At 72.7% G+C, this 21,462-nt stretch carries 20 protein-coding genes; 12 read left to right on the forward strand and 8 right to left on the reverse strand.

What is annotated here, in order from left to right:
• Positions 1-87 precede the first annotated feature (87 nt).
• A complete protein-coding gene (locus IEX31_RS11385; protein ID WP_229662290.1) occupies positions 88-1,581 on the reverse strand; it encodes a helix-turn-helix domain-containing protein in 1,494 nt (497 codons plus the stop codon).
• A gap of 98 nt (positions 1,582-1,679) precedes the next feature.
• On the opposite strand from IEX31_RS11385, the gene gabT reads away from it, so the two are divergent.
• The 5 genes from gabT (at position 1,680) to IEX31_RS11410 (ending at position 6,987) form a co-directional block, all read left to right on the forward strand.
• Positions 1,680-3,038: a 4-aminobutyrate--2-oxoglutarate transaminase gene (gabT, locus tag IEX31_RS11390; protein WP_188743554.1), complete on the forward strand. Its 1,359-nt coding sequence runs from the start codon at positions 1,680-1,682 to the stop codon at positions 3,036-3,038.
• A gap of 54 nt (positions 3,039-3,092) precedes the next feature.
• Entirely contained in the window at positions 3,093-3,407 is a 315-nt protein-coding gene (locus IEX31_RS11395) for a hypothetical protein (protein WP_188743555.1), read from the forward strand.
• A gap of 60 nt (positions 3,408-3,467) precedes the next feature.
• Positions 3,468-4,937 carry an NAD-dependent succinate-semialdehyde dehydrogenase gene (locus IEX31_RS11400; RefSeq protein ID WP_188743556.1) on the forward strand — a complete coding sequence of 490 codons (1,470 nt, stop codon included), beginning with the start codon at positions 3,468-3,470 and terminating at the stop codon, positions 4,935-4,937.
• Positions 4,938-5,067: 130 nt separating this feature from the next.
• Entirely contained in the window at positions 5,068-5,463 is a 396-nt protein-coding gene (locus IEX31_RS11405; protein ID WP_188743557.1) for a hypothetical protein, read from the forward strand.
• 33 nt (positions 5,464-5,496) lie between these two features.
• A complete protein-coding gene (locus IEX31_RS11410) occupies positions 5,497-6,987 on the forward strand; it encodes an MSCRAMM family protein (RefSeq protein WP_188743558.1) in 1,491 nt (496 codons plus the stop codon).
• Position 6,988: 1 nt separating this feature from the next.
• Here the strand turns inward: IEX31_RS11410 and IEX31_RS11415 are convergent, their stop codons facing one another.
• A complete protein-coding gene (locus IEX31_RS11415) occupies positions 6,989-7,645 on the reverse strand; it encodes a GNAT family N-acetyltransferase (RefSeq protein WP_188743559.1) in 657 nt (218 codons plus the stop codon).
• 234 nt (positions 7,646-7,879) lie between these two features.
• Here IEX31_RS11415 and glsA point away from each other — a divergent pair, with 234 nt between their 5' ends.
• The 5 genes from glsA to IEX31_RS11440 all read left to right on the forward strand — a co-directional run bounded on the left by glsA (position 7,880) and on the right by IEX31_RS11440 (position 11,855).
• Positions 7,880-8,830, forward strand: coding sequence for a glutaminase A (gene glsA / locus IEX31_RS11420; protein WP_229662291.1), 951 nt, complete (start codon positions 7,880-7,882; stop codon positions 8,828-8,830).
• 158 nt (positions 8,831-8,988) lie between these two features.
• Positions 8,989-9,633, forward strand: a complete 645-nt coding sequence (locus tag IEX31_RS11425) for a DUF937 domain-containing protein (RefSeq protein ID WP_188743561.1) — start codon at positions 8,989-8,991, stop codon at positions 9,631-9,633.
• A 110-nt stretch (positions 9,634-9,743) separates the two neighbouring features.
• Positions 9,744-10,190 carry an FAS1-like dehydratase domain-containing protein gene (locus IEX31_RS11430; RefSeq protein WP_188743562.1) on the forward strand — a complete coding sequence of 149 codons (447 nt, stop codon included), beginning with the start codon at positions 9,744-9,746 and terminating at the stop codon, positions 10,188-10,190.
• Positions 10,190-10,609, forward strand: coding sequence for a MaoC family dehydratase (locus tag IEX31_RS11435; RefSeq protein ID WP_188743563.1), 420 nt, complete (start codon positions 10,190-10,192; stop codon positions 10,607-10,609). The genes IEX31_RS11430 and IEX31_RS11435 overlap by 1 nt, the downstream gene beginning before the upstream one ends.
• A gap of 1 nt (position 10,610) precedes the next feature.
• On the forward strand, positions 10,611-11,855 hold the full coding sequence (locus IEX31_RS11440) for a UDP-N-acetylmuramate dehydrogenase (protein WP_188743564.1): 1,245 nt from the start codon (positions 10,611-10,613) through the stop codon (positions 11,853-11,855).
• A gap of 166 nt (positions 11,856-12,021) precedes the next feature.
• Here the strand turns inward: IEX31_RS11440 and IEX31_RS11445 are convergent, their stop codons facing one another.
• Complete coding sequence (locus tag IEX31_RS11445) at positions 12,022-12,369, reverse strand: hypothetical protein (RefSeq protein ID WP_188743565.1); 348 nt, start codon at positions 12,367-12,369, stop codon at positions 12,022-12,024.
• Positions 12,366-13,958, reverse strand: a complete 1,593-nt coding sequence (locus IEX31_RS11450; protein ID WP_188743566.1) for a PspC domain-containing protein — start codon at positions 13,956-13,958, stop codon at positions 12,366-12,368. Before IEX31_RS11450 ends, IEX31_RS11445 begins: the two co-directional genes overlap by 4 nt.
• 116 nt (positions 13,959-14,074) lie before the next feature.
• On the opposite strand from IEX31_RS11450, the gene IEX31_RS11455 reads away from it, so the two are divergent.
• Together IEX31_RS11455 and IEX31_RS11460 are read left to right on the forward strand one after the other, a co-directional pair.
• The gene (locus IEX31_RS11455) at positions 14,075-15,358 is read left to right on the forward strand and encodes an ATP-binding protein (RefSeq protein ID WP_188743567.1); all 1,284 of its coding nucleotides are present in this window, start codon (positions 14,075-14,077) and stop codon (positions 15,356-15,358) included.
• Positions 15,351-16,019, forward strand: a complete 669-nt coding sequence (locus tag IEX31_RS11460; protein WP_188743568.1) for a LuxR C-terminal-related transcriptional regulator — start codon at positions 15,351-15,353, stop codon at positions 16,017-16,019. The genes IEX31_RS11455 and IEX31_RS11460 overlap by 8 nt, the downstream gene beginning before the upstream one ends.
• Positions 16,020-16,122: 103 nt before the next feature.
• Here the strand turns inward: IEX31_RS11460 and IEX31_RS11465 are convergent, their stop codons facing one another.
• The 4 genes from IEX31_RS11465 to IEX31_RS11480 form a co-directional block, all read right to left on the reverse strand.
• Positions 16,123-17,829 carry a long-chain-fatty-acid--CoA ligase gene (locus IEX31_RS11465; protein ID WP_188743569.1) on the reverse strand — a complete coding sequence of 569 codons (1,707 nt, stop codon included), beginning with the start codon at positions 17,827-17,829 and terminating at the stop codon, positions 16,123-16,125.
• A complete protein-coding gene (locus IEX31_RS11470; protein ID WP_188743570.1) occupies positions 17,826-19,451 on the reverse strand; it encodes a bifunctional phosphatase PAP2/diacylglycerol kinase family protein in 1,626 nt (541 codons plus the stop codon). Before IEX31_RS11470 ends, IEX31_RS11465 begins: the two co-directional genes overlap by 4 nt.
• Before the next feature lie 217 nt (positions 19,452-19,668).
• Positions 19,669-21,006 carry an RNA polymerase sigma factor gene (locus IEX31_RS11475; protein WP_188743571.1) on the reverse strand — a complete coding sequence of 446 codons (1,338 nt, stop codon included), beginning with the start codon at positions 21,004-21,006 and terminating at the stop codon, positions 19,669-19,671.
• Positions 21,003-21,398, reverse strand: a complete 396-nt coding sequence (locus IEX31_RS11480; RefSeq protein ID WP_188743572.1) for a YciI family protein — start codon at positions 21,396-21,398, stop codon at positions 21,003-21,005. The genes IEX31_RS11475 and IEX31_RS11480 overlap by 4 nt, the downstream gene beginning before the upstream one ends.
• Positions 21,399-21,462 lie beyond the last annotated feature (64 nt).

Consider the following 21,462-nt stretch of genomic DNA (forward strand, 5'->3'; position numbering starts at 1 on the left):
CTCGTTCCAGAGTACGCCCGGCGCCCGCTGCGGGGAAGGGTGCGAACGGATGCCACGGCCGAGTGCGGCCGCGTCGATGCCGCCTGCTCAGTCCACCGCGAGGAGCGCCGCCCACAGGTCGGCGCGCGCGTGGAACCCCGAAAGGTCGCGCCCGAGGAGCCGCTCGGCGAGGGCGATGCGGCTGCGAACGGTATGGCGATGCACGCCGAGGGCATGGGCGGTGGCGTCGAACTGGCCGCCGTGCTCCAGCCAGGCGCGCATGGTGCCGACCAGCGACGTGCCGCCCGTCGCGTCGTGCTCGGCGAGCGGTGCGAGGGTCGCGAGCGCGACGGCGCGGGCGTCGGTGCGGGCGAGGAGGGCGAGGACGCCCTGCCGGCTGATCTCGTCGAACGCGACGACGCCCGACCCCGTCTCGCGGGCGCGGTCGAGCGCACGCAGCGCCTGCTCGTGCGCGCGCGCGATGCCGTCGGCGGGCACCGCGTCGGAGATGCCGACGGGAAGCTCGAACTCGGTCGCGATCTCGGCCGCGAGCGCGGCATCCGCGTCCTCGAGGACGACGACCACGGTGTCGTCGTCGCGGCCGAAGAAGAGGCGGCCGTCGCGCTCCTCGACGCGCAGTTCGAGCAACTCGGCGAGGCGGTCGAGGTGCTGCGGCGGGGCATCCGTCACCGCGATCCGCAGCGGCGCCGTGGGCAGGGGACCCCACATCTCACCGGCGACGCGCTCCGCGAGAGCGAGGTCTGCGGCCAGGATCGAGCGGAGCAGGCCCGTGCGCAGGTGCCCGCGGGCCCGGTCGAGGTCGCGGTTCTGCTCGAGCGCGAGTCCGGCGAGGGCGATGACCGACGTGACGACCTCACGGCCGGCCTGGTCGAGCTCCGCCGAGTCGCCGATCGCGAGCACGCCACGCAGTGCTCCGCCCGAGCCGAGGGTCTGCAGCGTCATCCGCTGCGGCTGTCCGACCGACTCGCCGGTCATGAGCGTGCGGCTCGCGCGCTGGCCCCGGCGGAGCATCGACCTCGCCTCACCCACGATCTCGCCGAGCGCGGGTTGCCCGAGGCCGCCCTCTGGCGCCTCGCGATCGAGCGAACCCGACGCGTCGACGAGGCCGACCCACGCGCCGATGCGATTCGAGAGCTCGCCGAGCGTCGCCGAGAGCCCGTCGGGACGGAGCGCCGCGAGCGAGATGGCGCGCTGCGCCGCGAGCGACCACGTGTGCCGCGCATACGTGTCCTCGGCGAGCGCATCGGCGACGAATCTCACGATGGCGATGAACGGCACCCGGTACGGCACCTCGAACAGCGGTAGGCCCTCGCGCGTGCAGGCGTCGACGAGGTCGGCCTCGAACTGGGTGCCGGTCGTGAGCAGCACGTTGCCATCGTCGAGGAACGGCGTGGGGTCGGCAAGGTCGGAGCTGTGCGCCCAGGTCACGTGCGCGGTGAGCGCGTCGGCGGGCAGCGCGTCGGCGGGGGTGAGCAGCGTGAGGTCGAGCTCGGAGCGGGCGAGCAGGGTCTGCACGGTGGGCTGCACGCTTGGTACCTCCCGGATGCCGCGGGCTCGGTGCTTGTACGTGATGTCCAACAAGTTGCATCCGAGTGTACATGGGGGCGCTAAGGCATCCGCTGCGCCCGTCCTAGCATTGGCGGCACCCGCCACTGTCGTCACCTTGCATCGGAGCAGCCATGACCCTCGTCGACACCCCGGCCGCCGTCGCCGGAGGGCCGGCGCTCGCCCAGGAGCGCCGCCTCGTCACCGCCATTCCCGGCCCGCGCTCGCAGGAGCTCATGGCGCGCAGGGCCGAGGCCGTCGCCGCGGGCGTCGGCACGACCATCCCGATCGCCGTGGTCGCCGCGGGCGGCGGCGTCATCGTCGACGCCGACGGCAACTCGATCATCGACCTGGGCTCGGGCATCGCCGTCACGGGTGTGGGCAACGCCAACCCGCGCGTCGTCGAGGCGGTCACGGCCCAGCTCAACGCGTTCACGCACACCTGCTTCACCATCGCGCCGTACGACTCCTACGTCGCCGTCGCCGAGAAGCTCAACGCGCTCACCCCGGGTGACCACGTGAAGCGCTCGGCGCTCTTCAACTCGGGCGCCGAGGCCGTCGAGAACGCCGTGAAGATCGCCCGCAACTTCACGAAGAAGCAGGCCGTCGTCGCGTTCGACCACGCCTACCACGGCCGCACGAACCTCACCATGGGCCTCACCGCGAAGAACATCCCGTACAAGAGCGGCTTCGGGCCGTTCGCGCCCGAGGTGTACCGTGCGCCCCTCTCGTACCCGTTTCGCGACGGCGGCCTCTCCGGTGCCGAGGCTGCCGCCGGCGCCATCTCCCAGATCGAGAAGCAGGCCGGCGCCGAGAACCTCGCCGCGATCATCATCGAGCCGATCCAGGGCGAGGGCGGCTTCATCGTGCCCGCGCAGGGCTTCCTGCCCGCGCTTGTCGAGTGGTGCCGCGCCAACGACGTCGTCTTCATCGCGGACGAGGTGCAGACCGGCTTCGGCCGCACCGGAGCCTGGTTCGCGAGCGAGCACGAGGGCATCGTGCCCGACCTCGTCGTCACCGCCAAGGGCATCGCCGGCGGCCTGCCGCTGTCGGCCGTCACCGGCCGCGCCGACATCATGGACTCGGCCATGGCGGGCGGGCTCGGCGGCACCTACGGCGGCAACCCGCTCGCGTGCGCCGCCGCGCTCGCCTCGATCGAGTCGTACGACGCCGACGGCCTCATCGAGCGCGCCGGCCGGATCGGCGCCCTGCTCCTCGAACGCCTGAACGCGCTCCGCACCGCCGACGCCCGCATCGGCGACGTGCGCGGACGGGGCGCGATGGCCGCGATCGAGCTCGTCGATCCCGAGACGGGCGCCCCCGACGCGGCCCTCACCTCGAAGGTCGCCGCGCACGCCCACGCGAACGGCGTGCTCGTGCTCACCTGCGGCACCTACGGCAATGTCATCCGGTTCCTGCCGCCGCTCACGATCTCCGACGAGCTGCTCATCGAGGGCCTCGGCGTCGTCGCGGAAGGACTCCGGGCCGCATGACCGACCTGCTCACGGCGACCCTTCGGCACGCTCAAGGACCAGTGACGGTGTCGGATGCCGCGACCGCGCCGATTTTGCATCGGCTGCGGCATCCGATGCCCACATCGCGACCCCGCTCACGACGCACGCGCCCAGCTCGCCGAGGCGGGCGGCGTGATCGTGTCGTACTTCGAATGGGTGCAGGCCAACCAGGGCTACTGGTGGCGCGCCGACGAGGTCGAGTCCAGACTGGAAGCGCGGATGCTCAGCGCCTGGCAGCACGTGCTCGGCTACGCCGAGGCCCGCGGCCTCTCGCTCCGCACCGCCGCCACCGCGCTCGCCGTGGAGCGCGTCGCCGAGGCGCACCGCCTCCGCGGTCTCGATCCCTGATCGATCCCCGACCCCCGAACCGCCATCCGACGGCCGACACCCAACGAAACGGAACGCAGCATGACCCACACCCTGCAGGAGACCAGCATCCTCGACCGCGTCGCCGACCGCCTCCACATCGGAGGCGAGTGGGTCGCCGCCGAAGGCGGCAAGACCTTCGAGATCCGCGACCCCTCCACCGGCGAGGTGCTGAAAGCCATTGCCGACGCGTCGCCCGCCGATGGCATCCGCGCGCTCGACGCGGCCGTCGCGGCGCAGGACGCGTGGGCGGCCACGGCCCCCCGCGAGCGCGGCGAGATCCTCCGCCGGGCCTTCGACCGGCTCATCGAGCGCCGTGAGGACTTCGCCCTCCTCATGACGCTCGAGATGGGCAAGCCGCTCGCCGAGGCGCGCGGCGAGGTGAACTACGGCGCCGAGTTCCTGCGCTGGTTCAGCGAGGAGGCCGTGCGCATCACCGGCCGCTACGGCCTGAACCCCGAGGGCACCGGTCGCATCGTCGTCGCCCAGCGGCCGGTGGGCCCATCGTATTTCATCACGCCGTGGAACTTCCCCCTCGCGATGGCCACCCGCAAGATCGCGCCGGCGCTGGCCGCCGGCTGCACCGTCGTGGTGAAGCCCGCCGCGCTCACGCCGCTGACCACCGTCGCGTTCGTCCAGCTGCTCGAGGAGGTCGGGCTGCCGAAGGGCGTGGTGAACGTCGTGACGACCACGAGTTCGTCGAAGGTATCGGGCCCGATCATCGCCGACCCGCGCCTGCGTAAGCTGTCGTTCACCGGTTCGACCGAGGTCGGCCGCAAGCTCATCGAGCAGTCGGCGCAGGGGATCCTCCGCACCTCGATGGAGCTCGGCGGCAACGCCCCGTTCGTCGTGTTCGAGGACGCCGACCTCGACAAGGCGGTCGACGGTGCGATGATCGCGAAGTTCCGCAACATCGGGCAGGCGTGCACGGCGGCGAACCGCTTCATCGTGCACGAGGCGGTGGCGGCCGAGTTCGCACGGCGCGTGACCGAGCGCGTCTCTGCGATGCGCGTCGGTCGCGGCACCGAGGACGGCGTCGCGATCGGCCCGCTGATCGACGACAACGCGGTCGCATCGACGGACGAGCTGGTGAAGGACGCCGTGGAAAAGGGCGCGAAGGTCCTCGCCGGGGGAGCGCCGATCGACGGCGCGGGCTCGTTCTATGCGCCGACGGTGCTCGGCAACGTCAGGTCCGATGCGCGCCTGCTCCGCGAGGAGATCTTCGGGCCGGTGCTCGGCATCACGACGTTCGCCGACGAGGACGAGGCGGTGCGCCTCGCCAACTCGACCGAGTACGGGCTCATCTCCTATGTGTTCACGAAGGACCTCGCCCGCGGCCACCGCATGATCGACCGCCTGGCCACGGGCATGATGGGCCTCAACACGGGGCTCGTCTCGAACGCGGCAGCGCCGTTCGGCGGCGTGAAGCAGTCGGGCATCGGCCGCGAGGGCGGGTTCGAGGGCATCCACGAGTTCCTCGACACGAAGTACACGCTCATCCCGGTGGACTGAGTCGCCTGCTCCTCGGTCGAGCACGGTGGCGCTTCGTGGCCGTTCCCTCCCGCGATCCTCCGTAGTGCCTCATTGTCAAGTGCCCGCGCGATCGGTGGGAGGGCCGCGGGAGCGGCCGAGCCGCGCTAGCATGAGCGGCAGGCCTCGGGGGAACCGCATACTGCTCATCGGCGTCGCCGCCCCCGCTGTGGCCGCGCTCGTGGGCGTCACGCCGGCCTCCGCCGTCACGACGGCCCGCTGGGCGAGTTGGACAACGCTCACGGGTAGCGGCGGGGCGTTCCAGACCTCGATGACGCTCGCCGGGCAGCCGGCGCTCACCGCCGCCGTGTCGAGCGACTCGCGCGCCGGCCAGGTCGGGGTCATCTCAGGGGCATCCACCTGGCTGTCCGAGGGCACCCCGGTCGGTGCGAAATACGGCTCCAGCCGCGACGAGCCGTACCTGAACCTCCGCCCGAAAGCCGACTCGGAGACCGCGCCGTCGACGACCACGTACTCGTTTCCCACGCCGACCCCCACCTCCGGATGAACGTTCGCGCTCGGCGACATCGACGCAGACCAGGTGCGCATCCAGGCGATCGGCAGCGACGGCGCGGCGCTCACCGCCGCCGAGCTCGGCTTCCAGGGCGGCTTCAACTACTGCGCGCCGGGCGTGGTCGGCAAGCCCTCGTGCACGGGCGTGGCGACGGATGTGCCGGCCTGGGATCCCGCGACCCTCACGCTGACCGGCAACGCGGCGGCCGCCGACACGAGTGGCGCGGCTGCCTGGTTCGAGCCGTCGACGCCGATCAGCTCGCCGACCTTCGTCTTCACGCGTCGCGCGGGATTCCCCGTCTACCAGACGTGGTTCGCGTCGCTCGCGCGTGACATCACCGGAACCGTGACGGACGTTTGCACCGGACCGGTCGACGGCGTGGAGATGACCCTCATCGACGGCAACGGCACGGTGGTCGCGACGACCACGACCGCGGGCGGCGGCCTCTACTCGTTCCCGGGGTTCTTCGCGACCGGCGGGTACACCGTGCAGGCGACTCCTCCGGCCGGCAAGATCGCCGTCGACGCGAACCGCAAGCCGGCCGACCTCACGACGACCGACGCGGTGGTCGACTTCTCGATCCGCGACCTCGTGCCCGTGGCGGTGTCGGGGCGCGTCACCGACACCGACGACAACCCCATGCCGGGCGTCACCGTCACGATCGACGGCGTCACCACGACGACCGACTCGAACGGCTACCACCTGTTCGACACGGTGCCGGCCGGCACGCACACGGCGACGATCACGACACCCGACGGCTACACCCTCGCGACGAGTCCGCCGCCCTTCACGATTCCCGAGGGAAGCGAGACGCCCATCACCGGGGTGGACTTCGTCGTCGCGGCGAACCCCACACTCTCGGGAGCGGTCACCGCCGCCGGCACGGGCGTGCCCGGCGTCACGGTCACCGCGGTCGGCCCGGCCGGAACGCTCACGACCGTGACGGCCGCCGACGGCACCTACAGCTTCCCGCTGCTGCCCGCAGGCGACTACGAGGTCACGATGACGACGCCCGACGGCTACCTCGTCGTCGGTGCGTCGACCCGCACTGAATCCGTCGCCGATGCCGACGTGACGAACGTCGACTTCGAGCTCGCGCGCACGGGCAGCGTCGAGGGCGTCGTCGAAGACGAAGACGGCATTCCGATCTCGGATGTCACGGTGACCGTGACCGGACCCGACGGGCCGACCACGCTCACGACCGGCGCCGACGGCGACTACACCATCACGATCACCGTGCCCGCCGGATACGAGTCGGTCGCACCCGCGACCCGCACGATCACGATCACGGCCGCAGGCGAGGCGATCGCCGACCAGGACTTCGTGCTCAGCGCAGCGGCGACGCCGGCGCCGACTCCGGGCCCCACTCCGGGCAGCGGATCCTCGCCGGCGGGCACGCTTCCGGCGACCGGCGTCGACCCCGCAGTCGCGTCCGTCGGATGGAGCGCGGTGCTCGCCGTGGGCGCCGGCGCGCTGCTGGTCGTCGCGGCGCGGCTGCGCCGGCGCGCAACCCGCTGAGTCAGCTCCCGGCGCGGCTCGCTGCCTCGAGGCGCACGGGCTCGTCGCCCCACGCCGCGAGGCGCTGCTCGAGCCCGGCGCGCACGGCCGGCCATTCGTCGACGAGGATCGAGTACACCGCGGAATCCCGCCACGAACCGTCGGCCCGGGGCTGCTCGCGTCGGGCGATGCCCTCGAACCGCGCACCGAGCTTCGCGATCGCGGCGCGCGAGCGAGTGTTGCGCTCGTCGGCCTGCAGCTTCACGCGGCCGAACCCGTGGTCGAATGCGAGCGTGAGCAGCAACAGCTTCGCCTCGGGGTTCACCGCGGTGCCCCAGACGCGCGGATCGTAGGCGGTCCAGCCGATGTGCGCCGACTCGTTGACGAGGTGGAGGTCGCCGAGCTCGGTCGCACCGACGATCGCGCCGTCGTCGGGTCCGCCCCGGAGCCGCACCGTGAACGGGAGCGCGGTGGGGCCACCGGCGTAGTAGGCGGTCGCGAACCGCTCGAACGCCGCGGCATCCGCCGGCTGGCCCTGCGGTCCGCCGCCGAAACCGCCGGCGAACACCTCGGGCCGCCCGAGCGCGATGAAGAGCGCCGCAATGTCGGCGGGGTCGAACGGTGTGAGGCGGATGAATCGGCCGGCCAGTTCGCGGTCGGCGGGGCGGAATGCGGTCACTCCTCGAGTCTCGCACGGACCACGGCTGGCGGCCGCACGGGCCGCGCTGGCGACGCCCGCATGGGCCGGGTCCGGCGCCGCCCGCACGGGCCTCCCCCGCCACCGGATCCGTGGACGAGGAGACGAATCGACCGATTCTGCTGGGAGACGCTCCAGCGCGGGTCACCGCGAGGAGTGGACGAGAGGCGCGTCGTGTCGTTCCGTTCGCCGACATCCGCGCCTACGATGAGCCGCATGTCCCTCGACGACGCAACCATCGCGCAGGCGGTCGGCTCGGCGCACGCGGCCCACCGCGACGACCCCGGCGGCGCCAACGCGAGCTACATCCCCTACCTCGCCTCGGTCGACCCGTCGCTCTTCGCGGTGGCGGTCGTCACGGCCGACGGCCGGGTGTTCTCGACCGGCGACGACCGGTTCGAGTTCGCGATCGAGTCGATCTCGAAGGTGTTCACGATGGCGCTCGCGATGGAGCAGGTCGGCGCTGCGGCGTTCCACGCGAAGATCGGCGCCGACCCCACCGGGCTGCCATTCAACTCTGTGATGGCGCTCGACCTGAACAAGGATCGCCCGCTCTCGCCGCTCGTGAACGCCGGGGCCATCGCCTCGACGAGCCTCGTCACCGCGACCGGCGCCGACGACCGCTGGAACAGGATCCTCAGCGCCCAGCGCGACTTCGCCGCGCGCGAACTCCAGCTGAGCGACGAGGTCAACGACTCCGAGCAGACGACGAACTTCCACAACCGGGCAATGGCCTGGCTCCTCTACGGCGGCGACTCGATCTTCTGCGATCCGATGGAGGCCGTCGACGTCTACACGCGGCAGTGCTCCACCCTCATCACGACCGTCGACCTCGCGACGATGGGCGCCACGCTCGCGGCCGGCGGGCGGAATCCCATCACGGGTACTCGCGTCATCTCGAGCGGCAACGTGCCGCACATCCTCGCCGAGATGACGATGGAGGGCATGTACACGCGGTCGGGCGACTGGGCCTACACCGTGGGGCTTCCGGCCAAGAGCGGCGTCGGCGGCGGCATCGTCGCGGTCGCGCCCGGCGAGCTCGCGATCGCGGCCTTCTCGCCGCCGCTCGACGATGCCGGCAACAGCGTGCGGGCACAGGCCGCGGTGGCCGACGTCGCGAGCGAGCTCGGCCTGAACCTCTACGCCGGCAGCGCCGGGACCCCGTGAGGGTGCCCCGGTGGCAGGAGCTGACGCCCGCCGGTGGCCGTGTGCCGGAGCCGCGACCGCTTGTCCGCAAGGGATCGTCCTCTTCCGCCCGCGTCGCCGCCCCGAATACTGTGGAGCCGAGCGTCCGCCGCTGGGCGCCGGAAACGGGGGAGAACCACATGGCCGGGCTCGATGAACTCAGGTCGCAACTGCCGATCGGTGAGATCGCCGCGAGGCTCGGCGTCGACGAATCCACGGCCCGCAAGGCCATCGACGACGCGCTCCCGGCGCTCGTGGCCGGCATGGGTGCCAATGCCAGCGACCCCGCCGGGGCCGCCTCGCTCGAGCGAGCGGTGACGAAGCACGACCCGTCGCTCGTCGAGGGCGGAGTGAGACTCGCCGACGTCGACGAGGACGACGGCCGCAAGATCGTGAAGAACGTGTTCGGCGACGAGACCGACCAGGTGGTGCAGGCGCTGGACGCCAAGGAGAAGAAGGAGACCGGCACGGGCGACCTCATCAAGAAGCTCCTGCCGATCCTCGCGCCGATCGTCCTGGCCTTCCTCGCCAAGCAGTTCATGAGCAAGAAGGAGCCGACGGCCGAGCCGGCAGCTCAACCGGCGGAGTCAGGCTCGGGCGGCGACATCCTCGGCGGCCTGCTCGGTGGCGGATCCCAATCGGGGTCGGGCGGCTCCGGCGGCGGGCTGGGCGATCTGCTGGGCGGGCTCATGGGCGGCGGCTCCGGCGGCTCCGGCGGCTCCGGCGGCTCGGGCGGCGGGCTCGGCGACATCCTCGGCGGGCTCCTCGGCGGTGGCAAGCGCTGAGCGACCGGCGCCGGCCTGCTCGCGACCGGCCGGCGATCTGCTCCGGCCGGCTCCCGCCAGCTCGCGACCGGCTCGAAGGAAGTGCGCAGGCGCCCGCATAGACTGTCGGGGTGCCAGTGAACCCCGAGCTGCAGGGGCGGACGTTCCCGCCGACCGAGCCGTATCTCGTCGGACGCGAGAAGGTGCGCGAGTTCGCCCGCGCCGTCTTCGCGACCAACCCGATCAACCTCGATCCCGAGGCCGCGCGCGCCGCCGGGTACGCTGACGTCGTCGCGCCGCCCACCTTCGCGGTCGTCGTGCAGGAGCGGACCCTCGCCCAACTGCTGGCCGAACCGGACTCGGGTATCGACTTCTCGCGGGTCGTGCACGGCGACCAGCGCTTCACCTCCACGCGGCCGATCGTCGCCGGCGACCTGCTCACGGCGACGCTCACCGTCTCGAGCGTGAAGACGCTCGGCGCGCACTCGATGGTGACGGCCGAATCGAGCATCGTGGATGCCTCGGGCGCCCACGTCGTCACGGCGATCTCCACGCTCGTGGTGCGAGGGGAGGACTGATGCCCGCCTTCGACGACCTCGCCGCCGGCGACATCGTCGCCGAGCAGTCGTTCGCACTGACACGCGACTCGCTCGTGCGATACGCCGGGGCATCCGGAGACTTCAATCCCATCCACTACCGCGACGACATCGCGCACCAGGTCGGGCTGCCCGGCGTGCTCGCCCACGGCATGCTCACGATGGGGTTCGCGGTGCAGCCCGTCGTCGACTGGGCCGGTGACCCGGGCCGGATCGTTGACTACCAGGCCCGCTTCACCCGACCCGTCGTCGTCGACCCGAAGCTCGGAGCGGTCGTGCAGGTCATCGCGAAGGTCGGGCAACTCGACGCCGAGTCCCGAGCCGCCCGCATCGACCTCACCGTGAAGGTCGGCGACGAGACGGTGCTCGGCAAGGCGCAGGCGCGGGTCTTGCTCGACTGACATGACCGCCGACATCCCGTTCTCGGAGTTCACGACGCTCAGGGTCGGCGGGCCGATCCGCCGGCTCGCCACCGCGTCCACGCAAGCCGACCTCGTCGACCTCGCCGTCGAGGCGTGGCACGAAGGCGAGCCATGGCTCGTGCTCGGCGGCGGCTCGAACCTGCTGATCGGTGACGACGGGTTCGACGGCACGGTCATCCGCGTGGCGACGAAGGGTATCGAGGTGCTGCCGAGTCCGTATGTGCCGCCGGACTCGCCGCCGAGTGCCGCTCCGAACGCGCTCGACGCACCCGCCCGGGGCACCGTGCGCGTCCGCGTGCAGGCGGGCGAGAACTGGGACGACCTCGTCGCCTGGACCGTCGAACACGGGTATTCCGGCATCGAAGCGCTCTCCGGCATCCCGGGCTCGGTCGGCGCCGCGCCCGTGCAGAACATCGGCGCCTACGGTCAGGAGCTCGAGTCCACGCTCGTGGTGATCGAGTTCCTCGAGGAGGGGGCGGATGTCCCACGCCGCATGAGCGCGGCCGAACTCGAGCTCGGGTACCGCACGTCAGTGCTGAAGCGGCGGCTTCGCGGCGTCGTGGTGTCGGTGGAGCTCCGGTTGCACGACACCGCGGCGGAGCGCGCCGTGCTCGGTGAACCGCTCGGCCAGCCGATCGCCTACGGGCAGCTCGCCGACGCGCTGCACGTGAACCTCGGCGACCGCGTGCCCATCGCGCGCGTCCGCGCGGCGGTGCTCGCGTTGCGCGCGTCGAAGGGCATGGTGCTGGACCCGTCCGACCCCGACTCGGTGAGCGCAGGGTCGTTCTTCACGAACCCGATGGTCACCGAGCGTGTCGCCCGCACGCTGCCCGGCGACGCCCCGCGCTGGTACCTCGAGGAGGACCGCGCCGACGAGGTCGTGTCGATCGCCGCCGGGGGCCTCGACGAATCGCCGCTCGACCAGTTCTTCACACACCAGGCGTCGCTCGCGGCATCCGGTGGCGCAGCGGGTGCCGCACCGAGTGAGCCGCTCGTCAAGCTCTCGGCCGCGTGGCTGATCGAGCACAGTGGCATCCGTCGTGGCTTCGCGCTGCCCGGGTCGCGGGCGGCCATCTCGACGAAGCACACCCTCGCGCTCACCAACCGCGGCGGCGCGTCGGCCGAGGAGGTGGCGCAGCTCGCCCGCTTCGTGCAGAGCCGCGTGCAGTCCGAGTTCGGCATCATGCTGCGGCCGGAGCCGGTGCTCATCGGTGTCGAGCTGTAGCCCCGATCGGTCGGCGTCGTGCTGCGCCTGAGTGAGCGTGATGCGACTGAGTACGCAACGGTCGGTACTCACCCGCGCGTATTCCACTCAAGCCGATGAGCCGATGGGCCGATGAGTCGAAGGGCCCCGCGGTAGAGGCGGAGGCTGTGGGTGCGGGGCGCAGCGTTCAGACCCGCGCGCGCTCGCCGCGCCGGATCAGGGCGACGAGCCCGAACACGGCGATGAGAGCGCCGAGCGCGAGCAGGAGGTAGAGCGTCGCCGCGAGCGGCGTCAGGTCGAGGAGCCACTCGTCGACGGCGTCGCGGCTATCCCGATCGACGACCACCCAGAGGCTCGTCGCGCCGACGGCGCCGAAGATCAGGCTCCACACGAGCGCACCCCATCGCACGGTGGGTCGTGACAGGGGCGAGGCCTCGGGATCGGATGCCGCAGGGCGGGTCGCCGGCGCTTCCGGTGCGCCGATGACCGCAGTGTCAGCCAGTTCGCCGGGGCCGGAAAGGTTCGTGTCGCTCATCGTTCGTCTCCCTCGTGGATTGTCACGTAGATGGTGCCGCCCGGCGGCTGGTGCACGATGAGGCGCGCGTCAGCGGACGCCCCGCTGGTGCGGCCGAGGGTGTGGATGACGTCGGCGTCGCCGGTCGTCGCCGCCCGCGCCCTCCCATCAGCGGAAACCCACGTGACGTCGACCCGCCCGGCTTCCCGTGCATCGAGGACGACTTGCGTGCCGTCCAGGACGGTCAGGTACACATCGCCGATGCCCTGCTCGATGTCGATCGTCGGCATGCCGGGGACCCTGCGCAGCTCAGCCGATGCCACGAGGTGGGCATCGCCTATGGGTTGCACCAACGACTGGGACTCGAGCATCGAGATGCCGTAGCCGGGCGGAACGAAGGTGCGCGCGGGGGCGATCGTCGCTCCGAGCATCACCAGGGTCGTGACGGTCGTGACGAACGCGAGGAACCCGGCGCGCCGCCGGCGCACGGCCGCGACGAACATACCGAGCGCGAGCACGAGGGTGGCGACGGCGAGCGCCAACGCGGAGACGTATGCGGTCAGCTCGGGCGAGCCGAGCGCCCAGATCGCCGCCAGCGAACCGCCCACGAGGGCGATGCCGAGCACGGTGAACACGTAGGCGGCGCCGGCCCGCGGCCGCTCGGCGCGTCGGCGGCGCCGCGCCGCCTCTGACTCCGCGGCAAGCGCCACGGCCCTCGCCTTGTTCTCGGCAGCGGCACGGGCGCGGGCGGCGCGGTCTGAATCCTGCTGCGACTGCCGCCACTCGGCATGCGACCGGCGCCATGCCTCGTGCTGCGCTCGCCACGCGGCGATCTCGCCGGCGTCGGCGCCCATGGCCGGCACGGGCGGTTCGGGAGCCGGACCGGGACCAGGGGTGGGGATGAGCGCGATGGGCGATGCGGATGTCGCATCCGCATCGGATCGGGCGGATGCCGCGGGCGCGCGGGTGGCCGCGGACATCGCGGCGACACCGGATGCGTCGGGCACGGTAGGCGCGTCTGTCGCGGGTGCATTCGCCCGTCGGATCAGCCAGATGACGAACACCGTGATCCCCACGATGACGGCGAGCACCCAGAGCACGCGGATGGGCGCGAGCACGTCGATCCCGCCCACCCAGATCGACGGCCAGTCCGGCCACCATCGCCAGCCGAGCCAGCCGCCCTGCACGAGGGGGATGAGGCCGATCACGCCCATCACGGCGATGCCGACGATCGCCGGGTCGACCGTGCCGCGGAGGAGGCGCTCCAGGTGGATGCGCCCGTCGATGTCGGGCAGCAGCAGCCACGCGATCGCGTAGAGCAGCACGAACGGCGCGCCGAGCACCGCGACCACGACGACGATGCCACGCACGATAATCGGGTCGATGCCGAGCCGGGCCGCCACGCCCGCGGCGACGCCGCCGAGCCATCCCGGGCGACGCGGCACGCCGAGGCCGCGCAGCCATCCGAAGAAGCCGTCGCCGCTCTCCTCGGGCATTCCGGGCGGAGCCGAACCGACCGCCCCGTCGGCGGGTCCGCCGGGCGAGGTGGAGTCCCCCTTCACGTCGTCTGGGGCGGGGTCCGTCTCGGGGGCGGTCGGGTTCGTCTCCATGCCCCGATGCTGGCAGCGACGACGCGGAGGCCGCTATGGGGTGGAACCCTGACTCGACCCTGATTCGCGGGCCCGGGGCATCGGCGGCTGCGCTTGCGTCTGCTTGGATGGCAGCCATGGGGTCGCGTGCGCAGGACATCACGGCGGATGACGCGACCGCCGCCGCTGCGCCCGACACCCCGGCCCCCGACTCCCCCGACGGCCCCGACGCAGGCGCGCGGCCGCCGCTCGCCCGCCCGCGGGACTGCGTCGCGACCGGCGTCGCCGCGGGCCTCGCCCTGCACCTCGGCTGGCCGGCCTGGATCGTGCGGGTCGCGTTCGTCGCGCTCACTCCCGTCGCGGGCGCCGGTCTCCTGCTCTACGCGTGGCTGTGGGCATTCGTGCCGTGGTCGGCCACCCCAGGCGAGTCGCCCGAGGCGCGTCCCAGGCGGCGGTCGCCCGTCGCCTGGCTGCTCGTCGGGGCATCCGTCGCCGTCATGGTCGCCGCGTGGATCCTGAGTCGGCCGCTCGTGAGTGGCGAGGGCGAAGCCTGGTCGTGGTGGTTCTGGGCGACCCTCGCCGGGGTGGGACTCGCCGTGGCCTCCGGCGCCTGGTCGACCTTCATCGACCGGCCCGACCCCGAACGTGGACCCCGCTCGGAACTGGCCGTGCGCGGCACCGCCACGGCACTGCTCGTCGTGACGGCGCTCGCGCTCGTGTTCGGTCCGGTCGCCCCACTCGGCCCCGTTCCGGCGTTCGCAGCCGCGCTCGCCGCGGTGCTCGGCATCGGGCTCGTGTATGCCCCCACGCTCATCGCGCACTGGCGCGACCTCACCGGCGAGCGCACGAAGCGCATCCGCGAGGAGCAGCGCAGCGAGATCGCCGCCCACCTGCACGACTCGGTGCTCCAGACGCTGGCGCTCATCCAGAATCGGGCCGGTGCGACGAGCGAGGTGGCCCGCATCGCCCGGGCGCAGGAGCGGGAGTTGCGCGACTGGCTCTACGCGGGCGATGCCCCAGGAGAGAGCGACCTCGTCGCCGACCTGCGCGACTTCGCCTCGGCGCTCGAGATCGACTATCCCGTGACCGTCGACCTGGTCGTGGTGGGGGAGTCGCGGGAGCCCGCGAGCGGCGAACTCGCGGCCGCGGCGCGGGAGGCGATGTTGAACGCCGCGCGGCACGCCGGCGGCGAGGTCTCGGTGTACGTCGAATCACGCCCCGACGCGGTCGAGGTGTTCGTGCGCGACCGCGGACCGGGATTCAGGCTGGCGGCGGTGCCGGGCGACCGGCTCGGCGTGCGCGAGTCGATCATCGGGCGGATGCGCCGTGCCGGCGGATCGGCGACGGTGCGACCGGGCGCAGGTGGTGTCGGCACCGAGGTGCGGCTGCGCTTCCCGGCCGAGGAGGCGACCCGTGGCTGAGCGCGTCAGCGTGGTCCTGGTCGACGACCACTCGATCTTCCGGTCGGGCCTGAAGGCCGACCTCGACGACACGATCGTGGTCGTCGGCGAGGCGCACGACGTCGAGTCGGCGGTCGCCGCGGTGACGGATGCCGCGCCGGACGTCGTACTCCTCGACGTGCACCTGCCCGGGGCATCCGTTCCCGCCGGCACGAGTGGCGGCGCCGAGGTGATCCGGCGCGCGGCGCCGGCGGTGCCCGGCACGCGGTTCCTGGCCCTGAGCGTGTCGGACCGGGCCGAGGACGTCGTCGGCGTGATCCGCGCGGGTGCTCGCGGCTACATCACGAAGGGCTCGTCGGGCGCCGATGTCAGTCGCGCGGTGCACGCGGTCGCGGGCGGCGACGCGGTGTTCTCTCCGAAGCTCGCCGGGTTCGTGCTCGACGCGTTCGGCGCGGCCGTGGGGGAGACGGCGGCGGCCGTCGACGAGCTCGACCGGCTCTCGGCGCGTGAGCAGGAGGTCATGCGGCTCATCGCCCGCGGTTACGCCTACAAGGAGGTCGCTGCCGAGCTCTTCATCTCGACGAAGACCGTGGAGACGCACGTCTCGGCGGTGCTGCGCAAGCTCCAGCTCTCGAGCCGGCACGAGCTCACGGCGTGGGCGAGTGCGCGCCGGCTGCTCTGAAGGGCGTCTGCGATCGCGCACCGAACGTCTCCGTTCCCGCGCTGTGTGCCCTGTCGACCAAGCACACCGCGCGGGAACGGAAACATACACGCGGCCGTCGCGTTCATCCGGCCCCGCGCGCGGCGATGAGGTCGTCGCGCACCCGGCGCCGCAGCACCTTGCCGATGAGCGAACGCGGCAGCTCGTCCACCTCGACGATCCGCTTCGGCACCTTGTAGGGCGTGAGGCTTTCGCGGCAGAAGTCGCGCATCGCGCCGGCGTCGAACACGGCACCCTCGCGCAGCTCGACGGCCGCCGCGACATCCTCGCCGCCCGCCGCCCGAGGCAGGCCCACGACGGCCGCGCCGCGCACGTCGGGGTGGCTGAGCAGCACGCCCTCCACCTCCGACGGCGACACGTTGAAGCCGCCCGTGATGATCAGCTCCTTGACCCGGTCGACGATCATGACGAAGCCGTCGTCGGTGACCCGCACGATGTCGCCCGTACGGAGCCAACCGCCCGGCAGCAGCGTCTCGGCCGTCTCGGACGGTCGGCGCCAGTAGCCCTCGAACACCTGGGGTCCGCGCAGGAGGAGCTCGCCCTCTTCGCCGGCAGGGCGATCCTCGTCGGGGTGCTCGGGGTCGACGACCCGGATCTCGGTGCTCGGGAACGGCACGCCCACGGTGCCGGGGCGACGGGTCGGGCCCATGGGGTTCCCGATGGCCACGGGTGAGGACTCGGTCATGCCGTATCCCTCGACAAGGAGGCCGCCGGTCACGGTCTCCCAGCGGTCGACCGTCGCCGGCGGCAGCGCCATCGCGCCGGAGATCGCATACCGGATGCCCCGGAGCGGGGCCGTGCCGCGATGCTCCGCCGTGCGCGCCAACTGGTCGTAGATCGGCGGCACGGCCGGCAGGAACGTGGGTGGCGAGTGCTTGGCCGCCTGGAACACGAGGTCGACGTCGAACTTCGGGAACAGCACGAGCCGGGCGCCGAGGCTCATCGCGAACGTCAGGCACAGCGTCATGCCGTAGGTGTGGAAGAGCGGCAGCACCCCGTAGAACACCTCCTTGCCGTCGCGGAGGCCCGGCACCCACGCGCGGCCCTGCATGGCGTTGGCCCGCAGGTTGCGGTGGGTGAGCACGGCGCCCTTCGGGCTGCCCGTCGTGCCGGTCGTGTACTGCAGCAGCGCGGTGTCACCGAGTACCGGCCGCGGATGCCGCTTCGAGATCGGGCGGGTGTCGACCACCTTGTCCCACTCGAGGATGCCGCGCGCGGTCGGCTTCGTCGTGAGCTCGGCTCGCGAGGCGCGCGCCCTGGGGATCGGCAGGCGCAGCGCCACCCGCTTCGCGAAGGGCAGGGCGCGGCTGAGGTCGACCGCGATGATGTGCGCCGGGCGGATGTCGCGCGGGAAGTCCGCGACCGTGTCGGCGACCGCGTTCCAGACGATCGCGATCGTCGCGCCGTGGTCCTCGAACTGGTGGCGAAGCTCCCGCGCGGTGTAGAGCGGATTGTGCTCGACGACGATGGCGCCGAGCCGGAGCACGGCGTAGAACGCCACAACGTGTTGCGGGCAGTTCGGCAGCACGAGGGCGACCCGGTCGCCCGCGCCGACGCCCAGGCGGCGGAGTCCTTCGGCGGCCTTCGCGATCTGCTCGCCGAGTTCGCGGTAGCGCGTCTCGGCGCCGAAGAACTCGAGCGCGGGACGCCGCCCGAACCGGTCGACCGCGTCGTCGATCATGTCGACGAGCGTCTGCGTCGGCTCCTCGATCTCGTGCGGGACGCCCGTGGCGTAGTGCACCAGCCACGGTCGCTGTTCGTACGGATTCACTGCTCGCCTCTCACCGGGTGGTTGCCGCCGCTCGCCGGTCGATACACGTCGAGCGCCCCCCGTGCGATCGTAATCCTCGTGCGGTACCCGCGCCCCGGGTAGGCGGCGGTCGCCTCGAGCGGGGCCGCGATCGCGACCTCGCCGTCGTGCGCGAAGCCGGGAGGCTGGCCCTCCCGCGGTCGCACGACGACCTCGATCGACTCGGTCCGGAACACCTCGATGTGCCGGGGCAGCAGCCCGAGGGCGCGGAACACGGCACTCGCGCGTCGGCCGAAGGCGAGCGACGCGGCCGCTCCGGTGCGTGAGCCCGCGTGCAGCAGCCGCACGTCGAGCACTCCGTCGTCGAGCCGGCGACGCTGCAGCGGCGCCAGCGTGCCGGGCTCGATCGCGCCCACGCCGACGAAGAGGGTCCACACCCGTGCGCGGCGCCCGTTCACGACGATGGTCACGGGCTGCGAGCGGCGCAGCACGCGCGCGGCCGCGACCAGGGCGGCGAGCCACTTGCCGAGACGGTGCTCGTGTCGTTCGCGCACGGCGACGAAGTCGGGGTAGACGCCCACCGATGCCGAGTTCAGCACCGTGATCGGATCATCGTCGCCGAAGGCCAGCTCCGCGACATCCACTCGCACCCCCTCCCCGCGCTTGACCGCGTCGATGACGAGATCGACGGATACCGCGCCCGCGGTGCGCGCGAAGTGGTTGAACGTGCCGCCCGGCACGACGAGGAGCGGCAGGCCCGCCGCGATCGCCTCGTGCGCGACCGCGGCCACCGAGCCGTCGCCGCCGCACACGCCGAGGATGCGCGGCGGTGTCGTGCCGGCCAGGGCCGCCCACACCGCCTCTCTCGGGCTCTCGTCCTCGTCGAGCACGTGCACCTCTGCGTGCGGCAACCGGTCGGCGATGGATCGCAGCGGGTCGGTGCGCACCACGCTCGTGCCCGACGAGCGGTTCACGACGAGGAAGACGCCCTCGCCGTCAGGCGACGCGGGCAGCGGCCGATCGACCCCGGGAGGTCGCTCGGGCCGCTCATCCCGGCCCGGCGTCGCCGCGTCGCGCCCCGGGCGCACCACGAGCGCGCCGAGCCCGGCGACGGCCGCGCCCAGCCCGAGTCCGCCCACGACGTCGGAGAGCCAGTGCGCGCCCGTGTGCAGCCGCGAGTACCCGACGCCGACCGCGAGTGGCGCGAGCACGGCCCCGATGCTCGGTCGCTCGATCGCGACGCCCGCGGCGAACGCCGCCGCGCTCGCCGAGTGGCCCGATGGGAACGGCGGCGTGATCGGCGGCACCGGCAGCCGGCGCCCGATCGGCACGTCGGCGAGCAGCGGCCGGTCGCCGCCGAAGACCTGCTTCGCGATGAGGTTCGTGAGCCCGCTCGCGACGAGGAGCGAGCCGAGGCCGCGGCCGGCGGCGCGGCGTCGCCCGGTGACGGCCAACACCCCCGCGAGCGTCCACCAGAGCACGCCGCGGTCGGCGAAGCCCGTGAGCCGCGACCAGAAGGCGTCGACGTGCGGATGCGTGTGGCGCCGATTCACGGCTCGCGCGGCCGCGGCATCCGTTCGCCGCACCCACTCGGGGAGGATGCGCGTACGGCGCACCGCGACGCGCAGGTTCCGGAAGGCCACGCGCTCAGGGTATGCCGTCCGCTGCATCCCGTCAGGGGGTTGCGCCGAGGTTGGCCGTCTCGCACGCGGCCGGACAGCCCAGGAAGCCGTGCTCCATCGCCCGCGATCGAGTCGTCACGGATGGCTGCTTCTCACCTCTGGGAGCCAGCAGTCCGTGACGACTCGCGAACGGGTGGGGGCCGGGGAGGGGTGGGGCCCGGTCAGCCCAGCAGGCCGCTCAGGATGCCGCCGCGAGCTCGTCGATGCGTCGCCGCAGCGCGCGGCGCTCGGCGTCGGTGGGCGCGAGCTCGAGCGCGGCCCGCAGGCGTGCAGCCGCGGCATCCGCTCGCCCGAGCCGCGCGAGCAGTTCGCCCTGCGCGGCCGGCAGCAGGTGGTAGCGGCCGAGGGCCCCGGATGCCGCGAGCCGGTCGAGCTCGTCGAGGCCGGCCTGTTCGCGCCCCGCGAATCCGTGCGCGAGCGCGCGGTTCAGTGCGACCACGGGTGAGGGGTCGATGGCGGCGAGCGCGTCGTAGAGCGACGCGATGCGCTCGAAGTCGGTGGCGTCGGCGGTCGGCGCGGTGGCGTGGCACGCGGCGATCTCGGCCTGCAGCCGGTACCGGCCGCGGATGCCGCGGGGCCGGCGCTCGAGGCTCCGCAGGATCGCGAGACCCGACGCGATCTCCGTGGCGTCCCACCGCGCCCGCTCCTGCAGGTCGAGCGTCACGAGCTCCCCGTTGGCGTCGACGCGCGCACGCCGTCGCGAGTCCTGCAGCAGCATGAGCGCGAGGAGGGACGCCGCCTCGGCCGCCTCGGGCATGAGCCGCACGACGAGCCGCGAGAGCCGGATCGCCTCGTCGGCCAGGGCGCCGCGCCGCTCGGCGTCGCCGCCCGAGGCGGAGTAGCCCGCATTGAACACGAGGTAAAGCACGGCGAGCACGCCGCCGAGCCGCTCGGGCAGCGCCGCGGCATCCGGGACCCGGTACGGGATGCCCGCGTTGCGGATACGCTGCTTGGCCCGCACGATGCGCTGCGCCATCGTGGGTTCCGGCACGAGGAACGCGCGGGCGATCTCGGCCGTGGTCAGGCCGCCGAGCGTGCGGAGGGTGAGTGCGACGCGCGCCTCGAGCGCGAGCGCCGGGTGGCAGCACGTGAAGACGAGGCGCAGACGGTCGTCGACACCGTCTCGGGCGGTGTCGCCCCAGTCGAGCCCCGGTTCCGCCTCGGACGCATCGTCGCCGGACGCGGGCAAAGGCACGCCCGCCCGCCGCCCGACGTTCCGGCCGCCCTCGACCTCGTCGAACGCCGCCGCCTCACGCAGCTTGGCCGATTCGTTCGCGCGCCGGCGCAGACGGTCGATCGCGAGGTTCCGAGCCACCGTCGTGAGCCACGCGCCGGGGTTGCGCGGCACGCCCTCCGCGGGCCAGCGCTCGACCGCACGGGCGAACGCCTCCGCCGCGCATTCCTCGGCGAGCGTCCAGTCGCCCGTATGGCGGATGAGCGTCGCCACCACCCGCGCCCACTCGTCTCGGTGGGCGCGGGCGACGGCGTCGTGGTGCGCGGGTGCGCCGTGCGTCATCCGAGGGCCGCGGTCTCCTCGGCCCGTTCGCGCGCGTGGCGCTCGGCGCCGGGCTCGTGCACGTCCATGGGCCACGCCGGGCGCAGTTCGATGCGACCGAAGCGGGCCATCGGATGCCGCGAGGCGATCTCGACGGCCTCGTCGAGGCTCTCCACCTCGAGGATGTCGTAGCCGGCCATCCACTCCTTCGACTCCGTGAACGGCCCGTCGGTCACGAGCAGTTCCCCGTCGCGCACGCGCACGAGCGTGGCATCCGCCGGCGGCCGCAGTCGCTGGCCCCGGATGCGGATGCCCCGGGCCTCGAGGTCGTCGACCCAGTCGCCCACGTTGTCCTCCTCGGGCACGAACGGCTCGGCGTCGGGGTCGGTCGCGACGATCAGCAGGTATTCCATGGTGGTGTCCTCTCTTGTCAACACGGTATGCACCCACGACGAACGGGGGAAGACCGGATCGACA

The organism is Agromyces bauzanensis, assembly GCF_014645655.1.
Classification (GTDB): Bacteria; Actinomycetota; Actinomycetes; order Actinomycetales; family Microbacteriaceae; genus Agromyces; species Agromyces bauzanensis.